Origin of the sequence: Rothia mucilaginosa, assembly GCF_964211445.1 — a bacterium.
Lineage (GTDB): Bacteria > Actinomycetota > Actinomycetes > Actinomycetales > Micrococcaceae > Rothia > Rothia mucilaginosa_E.
Genome location: NZ_CAXOQT010000011.1, coordinates 1 through 23,537, shown reverse-complemented (window position 1 = coordinate 23,537; position 23,537 = coordinate 1). Strand labels below are relative to the sequence as shown.

19 protein-coding genes and 1 pseudogene are annotated in these 23,537 nt (G+C 60.3%); 2 read left to right on the top strand and 18 right to left on the bottom strand.

The window, feature by feature from the left end; all coding sequences use genetic code 11:
- Positions 1-3: 3 nt before the first annotated feature.
- From AB8E48_RS04055 to dnaJ, 3 genes are all read right to left on the bottom strand, one after another.
- On the bottom strand, positions 4-1,140 hold the full coding sequence (locus AB8E48_RS04055) for a PhoH family protein (RefSeq protein WP_368885850.1): 1,137 nt from the start codon (positions 1,138-1,140) through the stop codon (positions 4-6).
- 126 nt (positions 1,141-1,266) lie between these two features.
- Positions 1,267-2,040 carry a 16S rRNA (uracil(1498)-N(3))-methyltransferase gene (locus AB8E48_RS04050; RefSeq protein ID WP_368885849.1) on the bottom strand — a complete coding sequence of 258 codons (774 nt, stop codon included), beginning with the start codon at positions 2,038-2,040 and terminating at the stop codon, positions 1,267-1,269.
- Between the two features lie 169 nt (positions 2,041-2,209).
- Complete coding sequence (gene dnaJ, locus AB8E48_RS04045; protein WP_296546127.1) at positions 2,210-3,346, bottom strand: molecular chaperone DnaJ; 1,137 nt, start codon at positions 3,344-3,346, stop codon at positions 2,210-2,212.
- A gap of 229 nt (positions 3,347-3,575) precedes the next feature.
- Here dnaJ and AB8E48_RS04040 point away from each other — a divergent pair, with 229 nt between their 5' ends.
- Together AB8E48_RS04040 and AB8E48_RS04035 are read left to right on the top strand one after the other, a co-directional pair.
- Positions 3,576-4,445, top strand: coding sequence for a DUF3097 domain-containing protein (locus AB8E48_RS04040; RefSeq protein ID WP_368885848.1), 870 nt, complete (start codon positions 3,576-3,578; stop codon positions 4,443-4,445).
- Between the two features lie 261 nt (positions 4,446-4,706).
- Positions 4,707-5,126 (top strand): DUF4870 domain-containing protein, encoded by a 420-nt coding sequence (locus AB8E48_RS04035; protein ID WP_368885847.1) that lies wholly within the window; start codon positions 4,707-4,709, stop codon positions 5,124-5,126.
- A 745-nt stretch (positions 5,127-5,871) separates the two neighbouring features.
- On the opposite strand, the gene hemW is transcribed toward AB8E48_RS04035, so the two are convergent.
- From hemW to AB8E48_RS03960, 15 genes and pseudogenes are all read right to left on the bottom strand, one after another.
- Positions 5,872-7,143: a radical SAM family heme chaperone HemW gene (hemW, locus tag AB8E48_RS04030; protein WP_368885846.1), complete on the bottom strand. Its 1,272-nt coding sequence runs from the start codon at positions 7,141-7,143 to the stop codon at positions 5,872-5,874.
- A 124-nt stretch (positions 7,144-7,267) separates the two neighbouring features.
- The gene (locus tag AB8E48_RS04025) at positions 7,268-8,332 is read right to left on the bottom strand and encodes an ATP-dependent nuclease (protein WP_439958498.1); all 1,065 of its coding nucleotides are present in this window, start codon (positions 8,330-8,332) and stop codon (positions 7,268-7,270) included.
- Between the two features lie 89 nt (positions 8,333-8,421).
- Positions 8,422-8,769: an AAA family ATPase gene (locus AB8E48_RS04020; RefSeq protein ID WP_368885845.1), complete on the bottom strand. Its 348-nt coding sequence runs from the start codon at positions 8,767-8,769 to the stop codon at positions 8,422-8,424.
- 237 nt (positions 8,770-9,006) lie between these two features.
- On the bottom strand, positions 9,007-10,848 hold the full coding sequence (gene lepA / locus AB8E48_RS04015) for a translation elongation factor 4 (protein ID WP_371260509.1): 1,842 nt from the start codon (positions 10,846-10,848) through the stop codon (positions 9,007-9,009).
- A 96-nt stretch (positions 10,849-10,944) separates the two neighbouring features.
- On the bottom strand, positions 10,945-11,967 hold the full coding sequence (locus AB8E48_RS04010; RefSeq protein WP_368885844.1) for a PAC2 family protein: 1,023 nt from the start codon (positions 11,965-11,967) through the stop codon (positions 10,945-10,947).
- A 356-nt stretch (positions 11,968-12,323) separates the two neighbouring features.
- Positions 12,324-12,587 carry a 30S ribosomal protein S20 gene (gene rpsT / locus AB8E48_RS04005; protein ID WP_005505969.1) on the bottom strand — a complete coding sequence of 88 codons (264 nt, stop codon included), beginning with the start codon at positions 12,585-12,587 and terminating at the stop codon, positions 12,324-12,326.
- 261 nt (positions 12,588-12,848) lie between these two features.
- On the bottom strand, positions 12,849-13,490 hold the full coding sequence (locus AB8E48_RS04000; protein WP_368885843.1) for a type II toxin-antitoxin system PemK/MazF family toxin: 642 nt from the start codon (positions 13,488-13,490) through the stop codon (positions 12,849-12,851).
- Positions 13,491-13,505: 15 nt separating this feature from the next.
- The gene (holA, locus tag AB8E48_RS03995; protein ID WP_368885842.1) at positions 13,506-14,540 is read right to left on the bottom strand and encodes a DNA polymerase III subunit delta; all 1,035 of its coding nucleotides are present in this window, start codon (positions 14,538-14,540) and stop codon (positions 13,506-13,508) included.
- Positions 14,541-14,689: 149 nt separating this feature from the next.
- A complete protein-coding gene (locus AB8E48_RS03990) occupies positions 14,690-16,798 on the bottom strand; it encodes a ComEC/Rec2 family competence protein (RefSeq protein WP_368885841.1) in 2,109 nt (702 codons plus the stop codon).
- Positions 16,798-18,054, bottom strand: coding sequence for a ComEA family DNA-binding protein (locus tag AB8E48_RS03985; RefSeq protein WP_368885840.1), 1,257 nt, complete (start codon positions 18,052-18,054; stop codon positions 16,798-16,800). Before AB8E48_RS03985 ends, AB8E48_RS03990 begins: the two co-directional genes overlap by 1 nt.
- Positions 18,055-18,298: 244 nt before the next feature.
- Positions 18,299-19,264, bottom strand: coding sequence for a DNA-binding protein WhiA (gene whiA / locus AB8E48_RS03980; protein WP_005505961.1), 966 nt, complete (start codon positions 19,262-19,264; stop codon positions 18,299-18,301).
- 146 nt (positions 19,265-19,410) lie between these two features.
- Positions 19,411-20,463, bottom strand: coding sequence for a uridine diphosphate-N-acetylglucosamine-binding protein YvcK (locus AB8E48_RS03975; protein WP_368885839.1), 1,053 nt, complete (start codon positions 20,461-20,463; stop codon positions 19,411-19,413).
- Between the two features lie 109 nt (positions 20,464-20,572).
- Positions 20,573-21,487 (bottom strand): RNase adapter RapZ, encoded by a 915-nt coding sequence (gene rapZ / locus AB8E48_RS03970; RefSeq protein WP_005505957.1) that lies wholly within the window; start codon positions 21,485-21,487, stop codon positions 20,573-20,575.
- A 383-nt stretch (positions 21,488-21,870) separates the two neighbouring features.
- Positions 21,871-23,310 carry a bifunctional phosphopantothenoylcysteine decarboxylase/phosphopantothenate synthase gene (locus AB8E48_RS03965; protein WP_070604309.1) on the bottom strand — a complete coding sequence of 480 codons (1,440 nt, stop codon included), beginning with the start codon at positions 23,308-23,310 and terminating at the stop codon, positions 21,871-21,873.
- A gap of 30 nt (positions 23,311-23,340) precedes the next feature.
- Positions 23,341-23,537: pseudogene (locus tag AB8E48_RS03960) on the bottom strand (DNA-directed RNA polymerase subunit omega); the annotation flags it as partial.

Genomic DNA, 23,537 nt, shown 5'->3' with positions numbered 1-23,537 from the left:
CGTTTAGCGTCCTTCCGGGGTGGTCTGTGCGTTGTCGGAGTTTGCCTGGTTCTGCGCGGCGTTCTTTTCGGAGCCGCCGTTAATGCCGGCGCGGTCCAGCAGCTTCTCGGCTGCCGCCTCGATGGTGGCGCGCTTGACCTTGCGGTTGCGCTTGCGTTCCATTGCCTTCTGGTCTTCGCCCCACTGATCGTAGGCGGACACAATGTTCGACACCAGGGTGTGGCGCACCACGTCGGAGGATTCGAGGATGCTGAAGTGAATATCCTCCACACCCTGCAGAATGTTGCGCACCTGCTTCAGGCCGGAGGCGGCACCACCGGGCAGGTCAATCTGGGTGATGTCACCGGTAATAACCATCTTCGAGCCGAAGCCCAGGCGGGTCAGGAACATTTTCATCTGCTCGGCGGTGGTGTTCTGCGCCTCGTCAAGGATGATGAATGCGTCGTTGAGGGTGCGACCGCGCATGTACGCCAGCGGTGCGACCTCAATGGTGCCCGCCTCCATGAGCTTGGGGATGGTTTCGGGCTCGAGCATGTCGTGCAGTGCGTCGTAGAGCGGGCGCAGGTACGGGTCGATCTTCTCGTTGAGGGTGCCGGGCAGGAAGCCCAGACGCTCACCAGCCTCCACGGCGGGGCGGGTGAGGATAATGCGGTTCACTTCGTGGCTCTGCAGCGCCTGCACAGCCTTCGCCATGGCGAGGTAGGTCTTACCGGTACCCGCCGGGCCGATACCGAAGATGACGGTGTTCGCGTCGATAGCGTCCACGTACTTCTTCTGGTTAATAGTCTTGGGGCGAATCGTGGTGCCTCGGGTGGAGAGGATGCTGGTAGACAGCGAGTGCGCCGGGTTGCTCAGTTCGTCGCCGAGCATGCCCATGAGGCGGTGAATGACCTGCACGGTAATCTGCGTGTCGTGGCTGGAGAGCACGCGCAGCTCGTTTAGCAGCTTTGCGGCGGTGTTGACGGCCTCGGAGGGGCCGGTGATGAGCACGTCCAGGTCTTTGGGGCGCAGGCTAATCTGCTCGAAGTAGTCCTCGATAATCGCCAGGTGTGCGTCCTGCGGGCCGAGTACGGCTATCATTTCTGCGGCGCTCTTGAAGGACACGGTGCGCGCGGTCGAGAGAGGTCGGGAGGTAGTCATATGGGCTCCTTGGCTAGTGATGTATTTACAAGTATAGATGCGCGTGATGCACCACGCACCGGCTAGGTTCTGTCAGCTGGGTTCTAGCAGAGGGGTGCTACCGGAGGGAATCCAGTAGCGGGCGCTCTACCAGCGGCCCAGCACCACGTTCAGGGTGCACATGGCGGCAGAACCAGCGGTGGAGGAACGCAGCACCTCGTCACCGAGTAGTGCCAGCTGCGCGCCAGCGTCGGTGAAGAGCTGCACTTCGCGGTCGCTGATGCCGCCTTCGGGGCCGACGAGCAGGTAGATTTCTTCGGGCAGGTTCTCTGCCTCTACAAGCTTGCGTGCCAGGACGCTGAGGCGTTCGGTCGCCTGCTCATGCAGGATGAACACGGCGGCGGACTGCTCAGAGCCAGCAACTTCTTCAATGAGTTCGACCAGGTCGGCGGTGCTGTACAGGTCGTACACTTCGGGAATGAGCGCGCGGCGCGACTGCTTTGCCGCGGCGGTGACGGTGTTCTGCCACTTGGTGTGTGCCTTGGAGGCGCGCTCCCCCTTCCAGCGCACAATCGAGCGGTCCGCGCTCCACGGAAGCACACCGTACACGCCCAGCTCGGTGGCGGTTTCAATGGCGAGCAGGTCACGGCCGTCCTTCGCGAGCGCCTGCACCAGGTAGATGGAAGGTACGCTGCGTTCCTCGCGTAGCTCCTGCACCTGCACGCTCACGCCGTCCGCGTTGATGGAGGCGACCGTACCGAGTGCGCGGCGGCCGGTGCCGTCACCCAGGTCGATGCGTTCGCCGAGCTCAAGGCGCTTGACGAGGGCGTGCTTGCCTTCGGAGCCGCTGAGCGCGCAGGTGGCGCCGGGGGTGAGTGCGTCGTATTCTTCCGTGCTGATGTAGAAGATGGGGGCGCTCATGGTTCTCCTTGAGGTGCGGTTTGAAAGCGTGGGTAGTGTGCGGGTGGAGTGTGAAATAGTCGCTTAGCGCGGGCGTGTGTAGCGCAGTGCTGACAGCAGTACTGACAGGAATGCGGCGGGTGCGGGTTGAGTACCGCACCCGCCGCATCCTCAGCTTGGTGTAGGAATCCTACTTGAACTGGTCCTTCAGGCGGGAGAAGAGACCGCCGCGCTGCTTAACCTGCGCGCCTTCGTTCAGCGGCTCGTTGCGCAGTGCCGCGAACTGGCGCAGCAGCTCGCGCTGCTCTTCGGTCAGGTCGGTCGGGGTGACCACCTGAACGCGTACGAGCAGGTCGCCGCGTCGTTCGGTGCCGAGCACGGTTGCGCCCAGACCGTTGAGGGTGATCACGTCGCCGCTCTGAGTGCCGGCGGGGATGTTGACTTCCTGGTCGCCGTCGAAGGTCTTCAGCGGAATGGTGGTGCCCAGTGCCGCCGCAGCCATGGGAATGTTGACGGTGGTGACCAGGTTGTCGCCCTCGCGGCTGAAGTACTTGTCGCGCTTGACGTTCAGGTCAATGTACAGGTCGCCGTTGGGGCCACCGTACAGGCCTGCCTCGCCCTTGCCGCGCAGGCGGATACGCGCCTGGTCGTGCACGCCGGCGGGAACGTTGAAGGTCAGCGGAACGTCTTCACGGACGCGGCCTTGACCGTGGCATTCGGCGCAGGGGGTCTTGATGACGGTGCCGTAGCCGTGGCAGTCGGGGCATTCAACCTGCTGCATGACGGTGCCGAGGATGGACTGTACGCGGCGCTGCATGAAGCCGTGGCCGGAGCAGGTGGTGCAGGTTTCGGGCTGGGTGCCCTCTGCAGTGCCTTCGCCGTTACAGGACTTACAGGTCACGGCGGAGCGACGCTCAATGGTCTTCTCAACACCGAAGACGGCTTCTTCCAGGGTGATGGAGACGGTAATCAGGTCGTCCTGGCCCTGGCGGGTACGGGATGCGGGGCCGCGGGCACCTGCCGCGCCGCCGGTAAACATGTTCAGCAGGTCTTCAAAACCGCCGAAGCCGCTGAATCCGCCGCCCGGGTAGCCGCCGCCTCCGGGGTAGCCTGCGCGGCCCTGTTCGTCACCGGTGGTGTCGTAGTTGCGGCGCTTTTCGGGGTCGGAGAGCACCTCGTAGGCGAGGGTGACGCGCTTGAATTCTTCGGCTGCGTCCTCGGAGGGGTTCACGTCGGGGTGCAGCTGGCGTGCCTTCTTTCGGTACGCCTTCTTGATCTCTTCGGGGCTGGCGTCTTTCGATACGCCGAGAGTATCGTAGTGGCTCATGCGTTTCCTTCCTCTCGAGACGATGGCGGTGCTCGATGAGTGCACCGCCAACAATGGTCGTATCAATTCTAGGGGATACTACCCCCGACCCGATACAATGGCTAGGCTGAATGGGGGTCGCTCCCGCTATCCGCTTAATCTGCGGTGCGTGCACCCCTGAAATCGGCTCCGTAGTCCTACCGTATCTGTGCCCCTACCGCCTGCGAAGATTGCCCCGAAGGAGAATACGTTGAGTACCCACCACTCCCCCTACGGCTGGGGTGCCCAGGATCTAAACGCCGACCGCATGAGCCGCCAGGCGCCGACCCCGCGTAAGGTGCCGCTGCGCCGCGGCCTGCTGATTGAGGATATTAACGGCTGGGTGGGCGAGGTCGTGAAAGCTGAACGCATCGGTGGTGCCCTGTTCTTCGGTCTGGAGGATGCGAAGGGCCGCGTAAAGAATTTTCCGCTGGGTCCGGGCTACCTGATTGAAGGTGAGCCCGTTGAGATTGTTGCCCCGGTTGCCGCAAAGGAGCCTAAGCGCACGATTTCTCGTTCCGGTTCTATTGCGGTGAAGAACGCCCCGGCTCGGGTGGCGCGCGCCTCCCGCATCTGGGTTGAGGGTCTGCACGACGCCGAGCTCGTCGAGAAGGTCTGGGGCCACGACCTGCGCGTTGAGGGTATTGTCGTGGAGCCGCTACACGGCGTGGATGACCTTGCCGGTGCCATTCGTGAGTTCGCGCCGGGGCCGGGCCGCCGCCTGGGTATTCTGGTCGACCACCTCATTGAGGGAACGAAGGAGCAACGCATCGTCGCGGAGGCGCTTGCCGTGCCGGGTGCCGCCGGGCACGTGAAGATCGTGGGCCACCCGTTCATTGATATTTGGCAGGCGGTCAAACCCTCGGTACTGGGGTTGAAGGCGTGGCCGCAGGTGCCGCGCGGCGAGGACTTCAAGAAGGGCACGCTACGCCGCCTGGGTCAGCCGCACGAAACGCAGGCAGACGTGGCGCAGGCGTGGAAGCACATCCTCTCCCGCGTCGACTCCTACGCAGACCTGGATCCGACCCTGCTCGGTCCGGTCGAATCGCTCATCGATTTTCTGACCGAGCCCGGCGCATAGGCACGCCCCAAACCCATCAATTCGCCCCCGTCTGCGGGGTAGGGTGTGAATTTGCTCAGAACCTTTCCCTCGAGGGTATTATCCTGTGGGTTTTACCCGCTAAAGCGGTACAATAGTTGAGCTGTGGCATTGACCCTGTGGGTTTATGTTGCACCATCACTACACTCCGGTCACCACCGCTCAAACGATTTGCCTCTTCAGAGGGCAAATCCACCGGCTTCGGTGACCGCCACAAGAAACTTCTATCGAACTAGGATTTTCGTGACTAACGATGTTCGCCCGGCAACCGGGCCTCAGAAAACCCGTAAGATTAGCGTGATTCAGGACCGCAACCGCGCGACTCTCGCGCATTTCGGCGGTATTCTCGGCATCATCCCCTCCGCTGCGGTTTTCTACGTCAGCCGCAATAACGCGCCCTTCGCTGAGCAGGAAGCTCGCGAGGCAATGAACTTCACCCTCCTGCCCTCCATCGCTCTGGTGGTGCTGTGGGTTGTGTCGTTCCTGCCCGGCATGGGCAACATTGCCATGGTTCTGGGTGCGCTCGTGTGGCTGTTCATGGCTGTTGCGTCGCTGCGCGCCGGTATTGAGGTGAACCGCGGCGAGCCGTACAGCTACCGCCTGAACCCGCGTCTGCTGGACCGCTTCTACTCCACTGATAACGCTGAGTCTGCAGAGTCCTAAACCGCGCTGATAACTTTTACGATGAACGCCCCGCACGTTGTGTGCGGGGCGTTCTACGTTTAAGCGCTGCTGTTCTCAAAGCTACTGGCGGAGGTGCTAGCACACCTGGTTTGTGTCTGACGGTTCTGTGCCTGGCTGGGGCTGTAGCTGCACTGCCTAAATTCCCTTACCTGAGCTTCTTTGCCTAGTGCGCATGAATTGCCGCAAACTCTACCGAATGGTGCTGTACATAATCGTTGTTAAACGATCGTGGGCCCCTGTTACCAGGAGCCCACAACCGTATTCACTCAACTTCAGCAAAGACGAGAACACGCTGTTAGACATATACCGTCCTGCCATGACCTATTATGGCACAGCGTAACCTTCAACCACAACTTGAAATTGGGTGTTTTGAGAAAATTTTTCTTAGGAAAGTATTCGAAAAATACGAACCCTAAAAGTAGTACGAAAGAGTGGAAAATTCTTTCAGCTAGTCCAGCACAAATGCGAACAATTAGCACGCCGGTGTAAGGTCTGATGCTCTCCTCGCACTCCCCCAAACAGCCCCGAAAATTTTTTTAAAAATTTTTCTGAACCCGCGAAAACACCCCGAAATCACCGAAATATTACGGCAATCCCGGGGTGTGCGTTGCGCGCGGGCGGTGGCAGGGACGGAGCCCAAGTGGAGCTGCGACAGACCTGCACCAGCATGCCACCCAGACTGAAAAGCCCCTTATCACGCGGGTATTTCTTAGTGCTCCTCGCGCTACTCAGAGACTTCCGGAAGCAGCTCGCGCGTCACAGCATCGCCCAACAGGCGGCCCTTAAGGGTCAGTCGCACGTGAGCTTCAGGGTCAGGTTCAGCCTGAGAGGTCAAAGCATCAGGCTCAATCAGAGCTTGAGAAACCAGCCAGCGCAACGAGGCACCCAGCTGCGCCTCGTCGTGCACGGCGAGCAGCTCGCGCATCGCCAAGCCCTCGCGCACACGAATCATGAGCATGATCATCTCGAAGGCGCGGGTCGAAGCGTCCAGCACCTCGCGTGCCGCCGCCGGGGACTCCCCCGCACGCACCTTCTGCGCGTAGGGCACCGGGTGCTTCACGTTCCACCAGCGGGTGCCATTCACGTGCGAGTGAGCGCCGGGGCCGATGCCCCACCAGTCCTGGTTGCGCCAGTAGGCGAGGTTGTGGTCGCTGCGGGTGTCCTCGCTGCGCGAGTAGTTGGAGACCTCGTACCACTGGTAGCCGGCTTCGGTGAGCAGCTCCTCGGCGAGCAGGTACATGTCCGCCATGAGGTCTTCATCGGGCATGGTGTATTCGCCGCGGCGAATCTGCGCGGCAAGCTTGGTGCCGTCCTCCACGATGAGCGAGTACGCGGAAATATGGTCGGGTTCGTAGGAGATTGCGGCGCGAACGCTCTGCTCCCACTGTTGCAGGCTCTCCCCCGGCGAACCGTAAATCAGGTCCACGGACACCTGCAAGCCAACCTCTTTAGCCCAGGCGACAACCTTCGGCACGTTCGACGGGGTGTGGGTGCGGTCGAGCACCTGCAGCACCTCGGGCACGACCGACTGCATACCGAAGGACACGCGGGTGAAGCCGCCATCCTTGAGGGTCTGCAAGTCTTCGCGGGTGACGGAGTCGGGGTTCGCTTCGGTGGTGACTTCTGCACCCTCGACGATGCCGAATACGTCGATAGCTGCTTGCAGGATGCGCACGAGGTCGCGGGCGGGCAGTTTGGTGGGGGTGCCGCCTCCGAAGAAGACGGTGTGCATGGGGCGTTTTGCGACGCCGGATGCTTCGAGGGTGCGGGCGGCGAAGAGGATTTCTGCGATGGCGTCGTCGGCGTAAGTGCCGAGGCCGATGCCGTCGCCGAAGTCTTCGGTGGCGTAGGTGTTGAAGTCGCAGTAACCGCAGCGTACGGAGCAGAAGGGGATGTGTACGTAGAGGCTGAAGTCGCGGTTTTCGCATCCTGCGGCGCTGGTGGCGGGGATGCGCCCGTCGCGGGGTGCGGGGTCGCCGGTGGGCTGGGCGGGCATTCTGCCTCCTGGAAAAGCAATGGTGCGGACACCCCATTATAGGAGGCGTCCGCACCTTTAACCATCTGATTACCAAAATTCAGGTAATAGATTAATTCGAAGGGTGAAATTTTAAATATTTATATTACGATGGGCACTTGCAAGTGAAGTCTCCAGAATTATTTTTTATTGTCAGGATTGCTTCTTCTAGCTGACGGATAGAATCATCAAGTTCGGTATATGTATACTTTGGATTATTATTGTTTTCTGGGTGATGGATGGAGTTTCTTACATATATACATGTAGGCACCTGGTATGTACTCGTTGAACCGTCTTTTCGTTCTCTTGTCCAGTTTTTAATAGATATTCCAGGCATGATCTCTTTTAGCTTTCGCTCAATATCTTTTTCATTAGCCGTACCACCATTGGGATTCATGCAACAACCTGCAAAGTGTCCATATAATTCATCCATGAATCCCGTACTAGGTATATCAAAGGCATAGTAATTTACGGCATCCGCAGATAGACGGTTAAGGCCCATACTCGACAAAGAATTAACATACCGCACCCTATTTTCACCTGATTCAGGCCCTGAAATATTAATCATTGAGCCAGATTTGTGCAGTTCTCGAATAAAATATGGTGAATGTGTTACCACAAATATTTGCATATCTTCAGAAATTTTACAAAGAGCCTCTGCTAGGTTAATTTGCGCCTTTGGATGCAACCATGTTTCTGGTTCATCGAACCCAAAAATCATATTATTTATATCCGATTCCCCTGAAGATTCCCCTGAAAGGCTTGATTGCTGATCAGCAAGTATTTGTAGTAGCGCAAGCATGACTGCTCTCTGTTCACCTGTACCTTTACCCGATATTGGAACTGAGTACTGTGCATCATTTACCTCTTCGATTGACTCAATCGAGCAGTTTTTAACGAAATTGCTTGCATCGGGAATAGCAAAGTTGAGATGCAGGTTTGAATTCCCATACTGACCACTAAGCCGCTGGTTCAAAGAATTTTCTATACTCTGTATATCTCTTGAAATCTTTGAGCCGCTAAAGAGTGCTCTATGTGATTCCACATACTCTGACCACTCCGATGTTTCCTGAATACTCTTATACACGTTAGATAGAAGTTTTCCTAAAGTTTTAGTCGATGCAGCATTCAGATGATTCTCGGGAGTATCATCAGCATAAACTATAGTAATATCAAAAAATTTCTTAAATAATGCATCTATGCCAGTAATATTTTCGAAAGATCCAGAACCTTGATTCCATACCAGAATCGTTCTTTCATTTATATTTTTTCTTCCGTGTTTTTCTTCCTTAGACTGCGTCGGAACCTAATTTCAGATTCACCATCTACTTGATAAACATGGTTTTGAAATTTTTTGAAATCTCCAATCTGCATCAATTCTTCTAAATCTCCCCCACGAAGGCATATTTCGACTGAGCTTTCAAAAGATTCTTTTGAATAGATTCCAGGAACAGATTTTGAGTCGTATAGATAATTAAATGCATCAAAAATTGTTGATTTTCCAGAGTTATTATTTCCGACGATGTAATTCATGCCATTTTGGAATTTAAATTCAGTTTTCCCGTAAAATCCTTTAATATTTTCAATGGATAACTTAGAAATGTACATACATTCTCCTTTGAATGGAAACCATGGGTGTAATCATCTGTGCTACACCCTCTGCTACCCTACGCCTTCTTACCATATCCTGACAAGGGGTAACACACGTTATCCCTAATGAATATCAAAATAATGCTAATTGCCTATCACCAAGTAGCTTACGCCGGTTTAGACGCAACAAAGGCGGCGTACCCCTCCCCCATTTAGGGGTAGAGCACGCCGCCTATATCGGAAGAGCCGAGAAGGCTACTTCTTCTTTTCCTTCTCCTCGCCCGAAGACAGTGCCGCAATGAAGGCCTCCTGCGGGACCTCCACACGACCGACCATCTTCATGCGCTTCTTGCCTTCCTTCTGCTTCTCCAGCAGCTTACGCTTACGCGAAATATCGCCACCGTAACACTTCGACAGAACGTCCTTACGCATCGCGCGGATGTTCTCGCGGGCAATAATACGCGAACCGATAGCCGCCTGAATCGGCACCTCAAACTGCTGGCGAGGAATCAGCTCACGCAGCTTCGAGGTCATCATCAGGCCGTACGAGTACGCCTTATCGCGGTGGGTAATGGCGCTGAACGCATCCACCTTCTCGCCCTGCAGCAGGATGTCGACCTTCACCAGGTCGGCCTCTTCCTCGCCGTCGAACTTCCAGTCCAGCGACGCGTAACCGCGGGTGCGGGACTTCAGCTGATCGAAGAAGTCGAACACGATCTCTGCCAGGGGCAGGCGGTAACGCATCTCCACACGGTCCTCGGAGAGGTAATCCATGCCGCCAATCTGGCCGCGGCGCGCCTGGCACAGCTCCATAATCGCGCCGATGTACTCGCTCGGGGCAATAATCGTACACGCCACCATGGGCTCGCGAATAGTCGCGACCTTACCCTCGGGGAATTCGCTCGGGTTGGTCACGCGCTTAGCGTTGCCGGCTTCGTCCACCACGTCGTAAATAACGTTCGGCGCGGTCGAAATCAGGTCCAGGTTGAACTCGCGCTCCAGGCGCTCACGCACAATCTCCAGGTGCAGCAGACCCAGGAAGCCACAGCGGAAACCGAAGCCCAGAGCAGCAGAGGTTTCCGGCTCGTAAATCAGTGCGGCGTCGTTAAGCTTCAGCTTATCCAGTGCGTCACGCAGCGCCGGGTAGTCCGAACCGTCAATCGGGAACAGACCGGAGAACACCATCGGCTTGGGGTCCTCGTAACCACCCAGGGACTCCTGCGCAGGCTTCGCGGCGGAGGTGACAGTATCACCCACACGGGACTGACGGACATCCTTCACACCGGTAATGAGGTAACCCACCTCGCCCACGCCCAGGCCCTTCGACGGGACGGGCTCAGGGGAAATCACGCCGATTTCGAGCAGGTCATGCTCAGCGCCGGTGGACATCATCTTAATCTTCTGACGCGGCTGCAGGCTACCGTCCACAACACGCACATAGGTGACCACGCCGCGGTACGAGTCGTACACCGAGTCAAAAATCATGGCACGCGCCGGGGCGGATGCGTCACCCTGCGGGGCGGGAATCGCCTCCACAATACGGTCCAGCAGAGCCTCAACACCCTCACCGGTTTTACCCGATACGCGCAGGACCTCGTCCGGCTCGCAACCAATCAGGTTCGCCAGCTCCTCAGCGTACTTATCGGGCTGAGCCGCGGGAAGGTCAATCTTGTTCAGCACCGGGATGATGGTCAGGTCGTTCTCCATCGCCAGGTACAGGTTCGCCAGGGTCTGAGCCTCGATACCCTGGGCGGCGTCCACGAGCAGAAGCGCACCCTCACACGCAGCCAGGGAGCGGGACACCTCATAGGTGAAGTCCACGTGGCCGGGGGTGTCAATCATGTTCAGCGCGTAGGAGGTGCCGTCAACATCCCAGGGCATGCGCACAGCCTGAGACTTAATGGTGATACCGCGTTCACGCTCAATGTCCATGCGGTCCAGGTACTGCGCCTTCATATCGCGCGGGGCAACCACGCCGGTGGCCTGCAGCATACGGTCTGCGAGGGTGGACTTACCGTGGTCAATGTGGGCGATAATGCAGAAGTTGCGAATAATCGCGGGGTCGGTCGCCGCCGGTACGGGCGGGTTCTTCGACATGGGTGCCAATCACATCATCCTTTCGAGATGCTGGCTGCGGGTATGGGCATAGTTACCTATCATTTTCCCATACCCGCGCCATATGTGCGAACGGACCTAACGTTCCGAAGAATCCTCCGCGGAATCCGCACCATCATCGGCAGGGTTTACGCCCTCGGAGGCGCCGCTGAGGGAATCAAGGTAGCCCTCAATATCCTCGGCAATCACCTCACCGGAGACAGTGCGCAGAGTCGAATCCATCTTCTGCTCAATCTCACGCACCAGCTCAACCTTCTCGTAGTCCTTCGCCATTTCTTCGGCGAGCTCCGCCTCCCACTCATCAGCGTGGGTGCGCAGGCGGTCGTACTCCTCAGACTCGACTTTAATGCCGAGGATGACTTCCAGCGCCTCGATTAGGCTCACGACCGCGCGCGGGTTCTGCTGGTCAAAGCTCAGATACCCCGGGATGCTCATACGCAGCATGACCGAGGAGGACAGGCCGTGCTCGGCGGCGAGCGCAGACATCGCCATCGTCACCGAGGTGGGGCCGGTGTAGTCCTCGTGCAGAATGCCGGGGATTGCCGCCAGCTTCTCGTCGTGAGTGGTCAGCGTGTACGGGTACGGGCGGGTGTGCGCCACCTCATCTTCGAAGGTCTCAACGAAAATCGCGTGGTCCACGTGGAGCTTCTTCACGTACTTGAAGAAGCGGGTCATGAACCGCTGCAGGCACAGGCTCGGGGCGGGGCCGGTCACCACAAGCAGGCGCAGGCGGCGCTCCGGGATGGTGACCATATTGTAGAACATCTTGGGCCACACCAGGACCGTGGATTCGGAGTCGTCGTTGTTCAGCAGCTGCGGGGCGACGGAAGCATAGTCGTAGAAGTCGTCCATGTCGAAGCCGGGGCTCTCATCGCACGGGTCGAAGGCGCGGTGAATCACGTCGAGGGCGTCCTCACCGTTGCCCGGCGGTTCCTTCGCGGAGTTGAAGCCGACCAGCATGACGGTCGTGTAGCTGTCCTCTTCGGAGGATTCGCCCAGGCCCAGCTTGCCGAGCAGTCCCTTCTTCGCGGGCTGTTCTGTGGAGGCGGGCTTGGCGAAAGCGTCAAAGAGTCGGGCGGGCGGGAAGTTCGGCTGGCTCATCGTTGGTCCTTAGCTCGTGGTCGGTTCACCGGGTGTATGGAAAGTTGCCGGTGAACCGTCGGTGGTTGTGTGGTGTGTATCGGCGGTGCTTGCTCCCCCAGTGCCGTTCGCAGTGCCGTTTAGGGCGCTATATGCAGGCGTGGGCGGTGTGCGCTACCGCTGATAGTTCCCACTATACGGGCTCCCACGCGACCCGCAAGCGGTTTCGTCACCGGGCGGGTGCCTCCCCGAATCTGGGCAGGGAATCCGTGCCAAGAATTAGGCATAAAGAAACCCCCTGCATTCCCCTTAGAGGAGGGGGAACACAGGGGGTCTCTGCCCTTAAACCAGAGAGGTACTCACGTACCCCGCAAGTTTTAGAAAGCCTTGTTTACCAGCGCAGCAAGACCGGACTTCTTGTTTGCAGCGGTCTTCTTGTGCAGAACACCCTTGGAAACAGCCTTGTCCAGCTTACGGTTCACAAAACGCAGAGCCTCAACAGCAGCTTCCTGGTTCTGTGCCTCAACAGCAGCCTTGACCTTGCGGGTCGCGGTCTTCAGCTCGGACTTTACAATGTTGTTGCGCAGGCGAGCCTTCTCGTTGGTGAGGATACGCTTCTTCTGAGACTTAATGTTAGCCACAATTAAACTTTCTGTTTTGTCTTATTGGTCGGTGAGGGCGACGCTGGCCGATCATCGACTGAGCGGCGTGGGGATGCCTATGGCAACCGGCCAGCAGTGCCCGATGACCATCGGACACTCAACCACACATAATACCAGATGAACAGCCTCCACGACAGACCCCCGCGGAGAGAAAAATACTGTGAAAACCGCTACACGCGGACTCCACATCCGGCGCAGACGATTGGCGCCGGTCGCCGGTGAAACTACCGGCACAGGATGCTAGCCGTTACGGCGAGTCCACGCACGCTCAATCAGGCGGAACGTATCCTCCGGCATAATCGCACCCTCACGGCGCATCGCATCCGGGCGAACACGAATCACACGGTTCAGCTTCACCTCAGAGGCGCGGCCCTGCGGATCCCACGGACCCGAACCAATATCAAGGTAGTTCGAATCAGCGTGCTCACGGTTATTGTGGTCCTTGCTGGTCATCATCAGCGCCAGCAGGTACTCACCGTCACGACCCACCAGGAGCACCGGGCGGTCCTTACCCTGTGAGTGGTCCTCCTCGAAGGGAACCCACGTCCACACGATTTCACCCGGGTCAGCGTCGCCATCCAGGGAGGGCGAGTACTCAAAGTCAATCATGCCGCGGTAATCGCCCGGGTAATCCGAACCCGCAGAAGCGGAGGCGGTGCTTGCCGAACGAGTCGAAGAGGAAGGCTTCGGGGCGCTCGGCTTAGGTGCCGAAGAGCCGGAGGTGCGAGCCTCACCCTGACGAGAATCACCCTTGCGGGATTCACTCTTCTGGGAGGACTCGGAGCCGCCCTTAGACGCAGTAGCGTCATTGAGGGCATCCTCTGCCGCCTTCTGCAGGAAGGGCAGCAGAGCAAAGAAAATTTTCTTCAGAATTTCGAGCATGGGCTCTATTATGCACTACAGGCGCGGCGGTAGAGCAATCGCCAAAACAGCCTGCTCCACCGCATACACGGCGTCCTGCGACTCGCCCTTCAGCTGCGCGTCAGCATCAGCCAGAAGCTGCACAATATGCGCCAACTGGGCGCCGGTAAAACGGCGGCCGTCACGCTGAGCCTGCTCAACCTGCCAGGGCGCCATGCCCACCTCGCGCGCCAGCTCGTTAGCGCTCATACGCACGTGGTGCACGCGCGCAATATTGCGGATGCGCATGGCGAGCGCGCCAAGCATCGGAATCGGTTCGGTGCCGGTGGCGAGGGAGTGGCGGAGCAAGCGCAGAGCCTCGGGGGCGTTGCCGGAAATCGCGGCGTCACTCACGCGGAACGCGGTGACCTCGGTGCGGCCGCCGTAGTAGCGGTTCACCGCCTCTTCGGTGATGTCGCCGGGCACGTCAGAGAGCAGCTGCTGGCATGCGGCGGCAAGCTCCGCAGTGTCGGAGGCGGCGGCAGTCAGCAGTGCCAGGGCGCCGCCGGTAATCGGGCGCTGGGCGGCGGCGAATTCCCCCGCCAAGAACTCGCTCTTCTCGCGGTCGGTCTTGAGCGCCTTGCAGTTGATGAGCACGAACTGGGAGCGCACCAGATCGATGAGCTTCTTGCCGCGGTTACCGCCCGAGTGGTTCAGAATGAGCATGATGTCCGGCTCGGGGGCGTTCAGGTAGGCGAGCGTATCGGTCAAAAACTCGTCGCTCATGGAGGCGACGTTCTCAACCTCAATAATCTTCGCCGAACCGAACAGGGAGGGCGAAGCGTGCAGGGTCAGCTCCCCCGCCGTGTAGGTGGCGGCGTTAATCTGAACGCGGTCCACCTCCGGGTGCGCCTCGCGGAAGAGCTCACGCAGGCGTGCCGCAGCGCGGGAAGCGAAGTACTCCTCCGGACCGTACAGCATGACGGCGGGTGCCGGGGTGACGGTACACCACGCGGTGTCGAGGGCGGGGCCACCTCGGCGGGCGTAGCCTCGGGAACCACCACGCTGGGTTGAACGCTTACGCTCGGACACGCTTATCACTCGCCTTTATCTGCAGGGTACGGGGTGAACTCGGGCCCGCTGCGGGGGGGTGCCGCGCGGGTAGAGTCTCGAGTATCCATCATAGCGTTTTCTTTTTAGGTGCCTCCTAGGGTTAGTCAGGGAGTTGGTCGGGTAGTTTGTCAGAGGCGGGCGGGCTGATGGGAGCGCGCGGTGTGCGGTACCACCCGCAGATACTGCCGGTGCGTGACCGCACGGTAGCGGCGTGCATCCACCCACCAGAGGGCAATGCTCAACGCCAGCACGCAGAGGGCGCTACACACCACCGCGGGCACGCTCGAACCGGGCTCCCACGGGTTACCCGGCGCGTGTGCGGCAGTGTGTGCCGCCCACTCGATGCCCTGCGCGGCAAGACCACCGGCACGCAGGCACAAATCCGCCAGCGTGGGCACACCCAGGAGCATGAATCCGAGCGCCGCCAACCCGGCGAGCATACTCAGCGGCGCCAAAGGAGCGGCAAGCAGATTCGCCGGAACCGAATAGAGCGGCACCGTACCGCTCATCGCCAGAATCAGCGGAGTGCACCACAGGGACGCCACAATCGGCGCGGCAAGCATCTCCGCGCAGAACACCGGCATGACGCGCATGAGCAGACGAATCAGCGGCGGGCCCAGCAGAATCAGTGCGGAGGTCGCCGTCACCGACAGTGCGAACCCCATGTCCACGGCGAGGTGCGGGGCGGCAAGCAGACACATCAGCACTGTGGTCTGCAGCGCCGCTAGGGACTGGCGACCCGAACCGCGCAGCATCGCGTAAGCGCCGAGCAGACCCATGGCGAGGGAACGAATTACGGAACCCTCAGAGTCCAACAGCATCGCGTAGGCGAGTACCGCCGCGACCCCGCACAGCACCATGACGCGGTGCGGAATGGCGAGGGTGCTCAGCCGGTGCACGAGCGGCGGCAGGGCGTGGGCATTTGGAGGGGTATGTTGTTGAGACTGGGCGGGGCGGCGGGGGTACGCGGGGCGGCGAGAACGAGCCGTGCCTCTCCCCCGTAGCTGTTCCTTCAAAGAACAGAGCAGCAGGTATGCGCTGGCGAGGCGGTACGGGCGAATCACCAGCACCAGCCGGTACGCACCCAAAAACACGATGGCAATATTCGCCCCGGACACCGCCGTAATATGGCTGAGCCCGCTGAGCTTATACTCCTCCCGCGCGGTGGAACTCATCAGCGAATCATCCCCGTAGGCGGTACCCAAAACCAGTGCCGCCGACTCCGTGCCGAGGGTGTCCAGGGCGCGGGTACGCAACTGCTCCTTGAGCGTGGACAGGTACGGCTCCTCCGCAGGCCGGGTGGCAGTGTTCGACCCGGCACCGTAGGCGGGCGCGGGAAAAATAGTTGCGCCGCTCAGCTTCGCCGTGGAACCGTTGAATTCTACTGTGCCGAGGGCGGTCACCTTCATGCCAGGATAGATTGCCTGCGAACGCGCGCTACCGTTCCCCTGTTGCTGAGCCGCCGAACTCGTCGCCGAGCTTGCCTCCAGACGCTGCGCGGCGCTCTTTGCCGAACCGTCACGCCGGTACACGCGCACCCGCTCATTCACCAGCGCACGCACGCTCCGCCCCTGAATTTCCTCCAGCTTAATAACCACCAGAGTAGTGCGCGGATCCACGCGGCGAACCTGCTCCACCGTGCCATTCAGACGAAGCGAAGCACCCTGCGCCTGCTGCAGTGTGGCGCGGGATGCATCCACCCCCGTAGCGCACAAAAGCACCGCCTGAACCGTGACAATACACGCCAGAAAAACCAGCTGACCGGTCGTGCGAAAGAGCAGGCTGTAGGGCATCACCGCACGCGGCGGAAAGAACAGCAGAATCACCAGGCACCCCAGCAGGGCAATGAGCACACACGCCAGCGGATGCACCACCCGCCACGTACCCACGGTCAGCGCCGCCGCGGTAAAAGCCCACAGCACCAGCACCGTAAAACTCAGGCGAAAGTCCAGGTGAATGAGGCTTCCCTGGGCGCGCAGCTCCTGCTCATCACGGCGGGTACGCCACCGTTCAGCGCCGATACTCCAGCGGTAGCGGGCACGGTCATACGCCGTAGCCGCGGAACGGGTGAGGCGCCGGGTGAGGCGCGAGGAACCGGGAAATAGCTCCTCTGCCTGCCCCGCACGCTTGTGCGGCGTGCTGAGTTTTTGAGGTGCGGCGGGCTTTCGCGAAGATACCCGCTTGCCCCGTGAAGGGCGACCCTGAGGCGCAATCTCCCGGCGGTTCCGCGAGAACATTAGACCGTCACCAGCGGGCGCAGATTCTCCAGCATCGACGGACCAATGCCGGGCACCGCATCCAGCTCATCGACGCTACGGAAACCGCCGTGCGCCTCACGCCAAGCAATAATGCGCTGAGCCATCGCAGGACCAATACGCGGCAGGCTCTGCAACTCCTCGGCGGTGGCGGTGTTAATGTTCACCGGGGTTGAGCCCTTCTGCGCGCCCCCCGAAGCGGTCAGCGTGCGCGCAGGCTGAGGGGCATTATTCTGAGCCGCGCCACTCTGCGCGGTATTACCCTGACCCGCATTCGCCGTGCCACCGTTGGGCTGAATCTGCGCCGGAGCAGCCGTCTCACCACGATGCGGCACATAAATCTGCACCCCGTCACTGAGCGCACCGGCAAGGTTCACGCGGTCCAGGTCAGCATCCGCTGCGGCACCGGAGGCGGCGGCAATCGCATCCACGGCACGACCCTGCGCGGGCAGCGTGTACACGCCGGGGTTGTTCACGGCACCCGCCACGTGTACCCGCACGGTAGCCTCACCGGAGGCGCCACCACCCTGCGCGGATTCACTCGGATGAGCGCCCGGCTGGGCAGTAGATTGAGTAGCGGACTGGGTGCCGGGTTGAGTTCCGGGGCTCTGCTGGGCACCCACCGCCTGCACCGACTCGGCAGAAGCGCCCGGGGAGGCGACCTGCTCGGCACGCGGCGCCGCCGAAAACTGGGTCACACCCCACACCACGGCAACCAACGCCAACACCGCCACCAGAAGCAGCACGCGCGGCGACAAGCCCCAACGGGCACTGCGGGTGGTGCCGGGCTGATCGGCCTGCTCCCACTCCGCCCAGTCGTCCACCTCGTTCCAATCGGGCTGCTGATCCCAGTCAGCCCAACCATTCGACTCCGGCTGGGATGCCGTGGGCTTGCTGGTAGGTACAGGGTCGCCGGTAGGTACGGGCTGGCTCGCCCTGGGCTGTGCGGTGCCGGGCTGAGAAGAATTAGGCAGCGAAAATTCAGGCTGCGGTGCCTCAGCTTCTTCGGCAGCTACCTCCGCGGGCGTTACCTCAGCGGCAATAGCCAGCGGCACGGTGTCCTCGGCATCCGGCGCACCGTTCTTGCGGGCGCGGGGGCTGCGGTAGAGGCTGTTCATCAGGGAGCGGGCGCTACGCTGCGCGCCGCCCTGCTGGGTTGTGTTGCCAGGCTGGGCTGCGCTGTCCTGCGCAGGGCTCTGTACAGCGTTCTGGTCGGGGTTGGGGGTCATGCTCGTCATACCCCTACCCTAGGCTCACGCGCGCGAACGCACGAGCGCGAACAAAGAACCTGTGGATAACTCCCCTCGAACAACGAGAAAGAAGCTATCCACAGGCTCATTTTTGAAAAATATGCGGTTTTTGTTCAAAAACGGCGGGTTTCGGTTTGTCATAAAACCGTCACAAACACCTCAGCCACATGCCCAGACACAAGCACCGCCACACGCGCAGACCGCGCCGCACAGACCAGAATCTAGCCCTCGCTTAGTCCTCACGCGGCAACTCAGTACCCGGAACGCCCAGCTCCGAAGCACGCTTATCAGCCATCACCAGCAGGCGACGAATACGGCCCGCAATCGCGTCCTTCGTCATCGGCGGATCAGCCAGACGACCCAGCTCATCCAACGACGCATGCTTATGCAACACACGTAGCTCACCGGCATAGCGCAGATGATCCGGCGCCTCATGACCCAGAATCTGCAGGGCACGCTCCACGCGAGCGCTCGCCGCAACAGCCGCCTGAGCGCTACGGCGCAGGTTCGCATCATCAAAATTCGCCAGACGGTTCGCGGTCGCACGAACCTCCTTGCGGGTACGCGCCTCACGCCACGTGGTCAGGGTGCCGGTCGCGCCCATACGCTCCAACAGCTGCGAAATCGTCTCGCCGTCACGCACCACCACACGGTCCGTGCCGCGCACCTCGCGTGCCTTCGCAATAATGTCCAGGCGACGAGCCGCACCCACCAGCGCGAGCGCCGCCTCCGGACCGGGGCAGGTAATTTCCAGGGAGGAGGAGCGACCCGGCTCAGTCAGCGAACCGTGCGCCAGGAACGCACCGCGCATGACCGCCTCCGCGTCCTGCAGAGAGCCATTCACCACGGCCGGCGGCAGACCACGCACCGGGCGGCCACGCAAATCCAGCAGACCGGTCTGGCGAGCCAGCGCCTCACCGCCGTGATCCACGCGCACGATGTACCTGCCGCCTCGACGCAGACCACCACCGCTAACGCTGGTCAGCTCGGAGTCGTGGCCGTAAATCTCGGCGATGGTGCGGCGCATGCGGTGGGCGGTTGCCTCGTGGTCGACCTCAGACTCCACCACGATTCGCCCCGAGACAATGTGCAGGCCTCCGGTAAAACGCAGAATCGTAGAGATTTCTGCCTTACGTGCAGAGACTTTCGTTGCCTCGTAGTTGGCAAGTTCGTCCTTGACGAGCGTGGTTAATGCCATGAACAGGTCCTTCTGGGCGTAGTGTCTAAGAGTCTATAAATTCGGGGAAATGCGGGAGAGGCGCGCGCAACAACCGGACTCACACCGCACACGCGCGGTGAAGCAAGCCGGTGAGGATTGAGCGTTGGGATGCGCCAGCCAAAGCGCTAGGCGCTCAGCTCAAACGCTTCGTTATATGCGGCCGCAAGCTTCAGCGGGTCGTGCACATTCGGCTGGGCGCTCGAGCGCAGATGCGCCCACACAACCTTCGCACCCATCGCGGAAGCCTCACGCTCCAGCTCGGAACGGTGATCAGCCTGCATATCAGCGTCAGCAATTACGGCGTCGAGGTGCAGCTTCGGGGCGTACTGACGCAACAGGTCCAGGTGAGTTGCCGGGGTGAAGCCGACCGTCTCCTTATCGTCGGAGAGGTTCATAACCACGCAGCGGCGCGCCTCCGTGCGAATAATCGCCTCACGCTGAGCGTCCAGCAGCAGATGCGGCAGAACCGAAGTACGCCACGAACCCGGACCCAAAACAATCCAGTCGGACTCCTCAATAGCGGAGAGCGCCTCCGGGCAAGGACGCGCATTTGCGGGAGATAGACCAATATCGTGAACCCGCTCCTCCTTCGAGAGGTTCACCTGGCCGACCACCTTCACACGCTCAATACCGCCGCCGTTATGCTCACGCAACACGGTGCCGTAAATGACCATCGGATCCAGCGCCATCGGCAGCACGCGGCCGCGCGCATTCAGCAGCGCACCCGCCCAGTCCAGACCCGCAACCGGGTCATCCAGCAGCTGCCAGAGAGTAGCAATCAGCAGGTTACCGAGCGCGTGATAATCCAGCGGGAACTCACCCTCATAACCCTCGGGTGCGCTAAAACGATGCTGCATCACATCACGCCACGTGCGACCCCAATCGGTGTCATCACACAGCGCAGAAAGCGCCATACGCAAATCACCCGGAGGGAGAATACCCATCTCCTCACGCAAACGACCCGACGAACCGCCATCGTCAGCAACCGTCACAACAGCCGTCAAATCAGGCGTGACGTGGCGCAACGCAGACAGGGAACCGTACAGCCCGTGGCCGCCGCCCATCGCCGTAACCTTCGGCGAACGGTGCGTGGTCTTCAACAAGCGCAAAGCCTGAGTCGGCAGAGCCGGCAGGCGCGGAATACCCTGAGTGTCATAACTGGTCGAATGGGTAGACATAGTAATACCTCACATACCCGGAAGGAATGGTATGCCGGCCCCACGGTGTGCGGGGCCGGACGGCGGCTAATGAAACACGACGCGGTGGTTGGGACGCGCCGGGAAAAACTTACTCGCGGCCCTTGTCGCGGTGCTGAACATTCACGTTCAGCTCACCGAAAGCAGAGAGACGACGAGCCAGTTCCTCCGTCACAGCCACGGAACGATGCTTACCACCGGTGCAGCCAATTGCGATGGTGGCGTAGTACTTACCCTCACGGCGGTAGCCCTCAAGCACGGGGCGAAGAGCCGCAAGATAGTTGCTGATGAACTCCTCGGTGCCTGCGTGCTCCAGCACGTAGTCGCGCACCGGGGCGTCCTGACCGGTCAGGGGGCGCAGCTCCGGAACCCAGTGCGGGTTCGGGATGAAACGCATATCAGCCATGTAGTTAGCGTCCGAAGGCGCACCGTACTTGAAGCCGAAGCTCATCACGGTCAGGTTCAGCTTCTTATCCGCACCCTCAGCAAACATTTCACGCACGGTACGAGCCAGCTCGTGAACATTCATGCCGGTGGTGTCAATGGTGCGGTCAGAAGCGAGGCGCAGACCTTCAAAGAGAGTGCGTTCAGCGCGGATACCGTCGAGGACGCGGCCCTCACCCTGCAGCGGGTGCGGGCGGCGCTGAGCCTCGTAGCGGGCAATAATGGTTTCGTCCTTGGCGTCAAGGAAGAGCATGGAGAAGTCAATATCGGACTTGCGCAGAGTCTCAATCGCAGCGGGAAGATCGGAGAACAGTGCGCGGGCGCGAACGTCAATGCCGAGCGCCACCTTCGGAACTCGCGCACCGTCACGGGTCACCAGCTCAGCCAGGGAACCGAGCATCTGCGGTGGGATGTTATCGATAACGTACCAGCCCTCATCCTCCAGCACGTTTGCGACAGTGCTGCGGCCGGCACCGGAAATACCGGTAATCACCAGAATCTGAGGGCGCTCCTCACTCTGGGCGGACTGTACCGTGGCGGGCTTGCTCTGATTCTCGGGCATGGTGCTTCTTCCCCTTCAACGCGAAATACTCTCTATGCCATGATACAAGACCTTTATCTGACGGTTCAGGGGTACGGTCAGAAATTTCACCACTATGACAGAAATATGAGACGCTCCCCCGACCGAACCCCAGAAGGAACCCCAGAAGAAAGAAACCCGCATCACAAGTGCTTGCACATAATGCTCTCCGAGGGGTCTACAGAAGGAGGCGGACGGCAGAGCTACGGAGGGTACAGCCCCCGGCTAAGAACCTCGCGCGGTAACACTGCCGCGGGCACAGCAAAGCCCGCACGATACCTCCCACAGGAGGCACCGCACGGGCTCCACACTATAAACGCTCCAAAACTCTACGCGGATACGCCAGGTTGCCTTAGACAGAAAACTCAGGCAGAAAGCTCAGGCAGGAAAGCCGCCACATGCTCCAGCAGACGCACCGACAGCTCCTTCTTCGAACCGGAGAACACCGGCGCCTCATCATTCAGGGTCGACAGCAACGTAATCGTGTTATCGTCCGTGCCGAAACCACGATTCACACCCACCGTATTGACCGCCAAGAAGTCCGTGCCCTTACGCTGCAGCTTCTCACGACCCAGCTCCAACGGAGTCTTCTCCGCCGAACCGGTCTCCGCCGCAAAACCAACAATGAGCTTCGGACCGAGGGTGCTCTCCCCCGCCTCATGAGCCTGCTGGCGGCGCACCACGACCTCACGCAGAATATCCGGGTTGCGCACCAGCTGAATCACCGGCGCATCCTCAGAATCGGCGCTCTTCTTAATCTTGAACTCGGCAAACTCGGCGGGCCTAAAATCAGCCACCGCCGCAGACATGATCAGCACATCCGCCGCCGCGCTCGCCTCAAGGGTCGCCTCACGCAGCTCCAGGGCGCTCACCACGCGGGTCACCTGCACACCCTCCGGCGCGGGAACCTCAAGGTTCGCACCAATCAGGTGCACGGTCGCGCCCAGGTCGCGTGCCGCCTCCGCGAGCGCCACGCCCTGCTTGCCGGTCGAACGGTTGCCGAGGAAGCGTACCGGGTCCAGTGCCTCACGGGTGCCGCCAGCGGTAATGACCACGAGGCGACCGGCCAGAGGACCACGCAGCGATTCGGATGCGCCAGTTGCCTGGCCCGAATCAACCTGACCAGGCTCAACCTGGCTCGAATCACCCTGACCCAGCAACGCCGAAGTCAGCGTCGCCGCACGCGCCGCCGCCATACGCTCCTGCTCCGTGCCCGTGTACAGGGGCTCAGTCGGCGCGTAACCGGGCGTGTACACCGGGTGCACCTGCCCCTTCGGGAAGCGAGCAATCACATCCAGCGCCACCGCGAAAATATCCTCCGGCTCTGGCATACGACCCGGACCAGAATCCGGGCCCGTCAAACGCCCAATCGCAGGCTCAATCACGTGATAACCCCACGAACGCAGCGTCTGCACATTCGCCTGAGTCGCCGGATGCTCCCACATCTGGGTGTGCATCGCCGGCGCCAAAATCACCGGAGCGTGCGTCGTCAACACCGTAGAGGACAGCAGATCATCAGCACGACCAGCCGCCAAACGAGCCAGCAAATCAGCGGTCGCCGGGGCAATCACCACAGCATCAGCCTGCTCAGCCTGACGCACGTGGTTCACCTCCGGCACACGGTCAAACACGTCCGTTGAGACGGGGTTGCCGCTCAGCGCCTCCAGGGTGGGAACACCCACGAACTTCGTCGCGTTCGGGGTGGGCATGGCGATTACCTCGTCGCCATTCTTCGCAAAAAGACGAAGGAGCATCGCCGCCTTATACGCAGCAATGCCCCCTCCAATACCAACGATAATGCGCATGGTACGTCAAAGAATCCTTGTAGAAGCAGATTACTCAGCGGACTCGTCGAGGATAACCTCTTCGATAGCAATAACCTCTTCGCTACCTGCGGGGATGTACTCCTCCTCGATAGCGCCAGAGAACTCAGCCGCGCTGAAATCAATCACAGCGGACAGATCCTCGGGAATCGGGTAGCCGTCCTCGTCGAACTTAGCGTCCGGGCGGTGCTCTGCCACAACACGGTCAG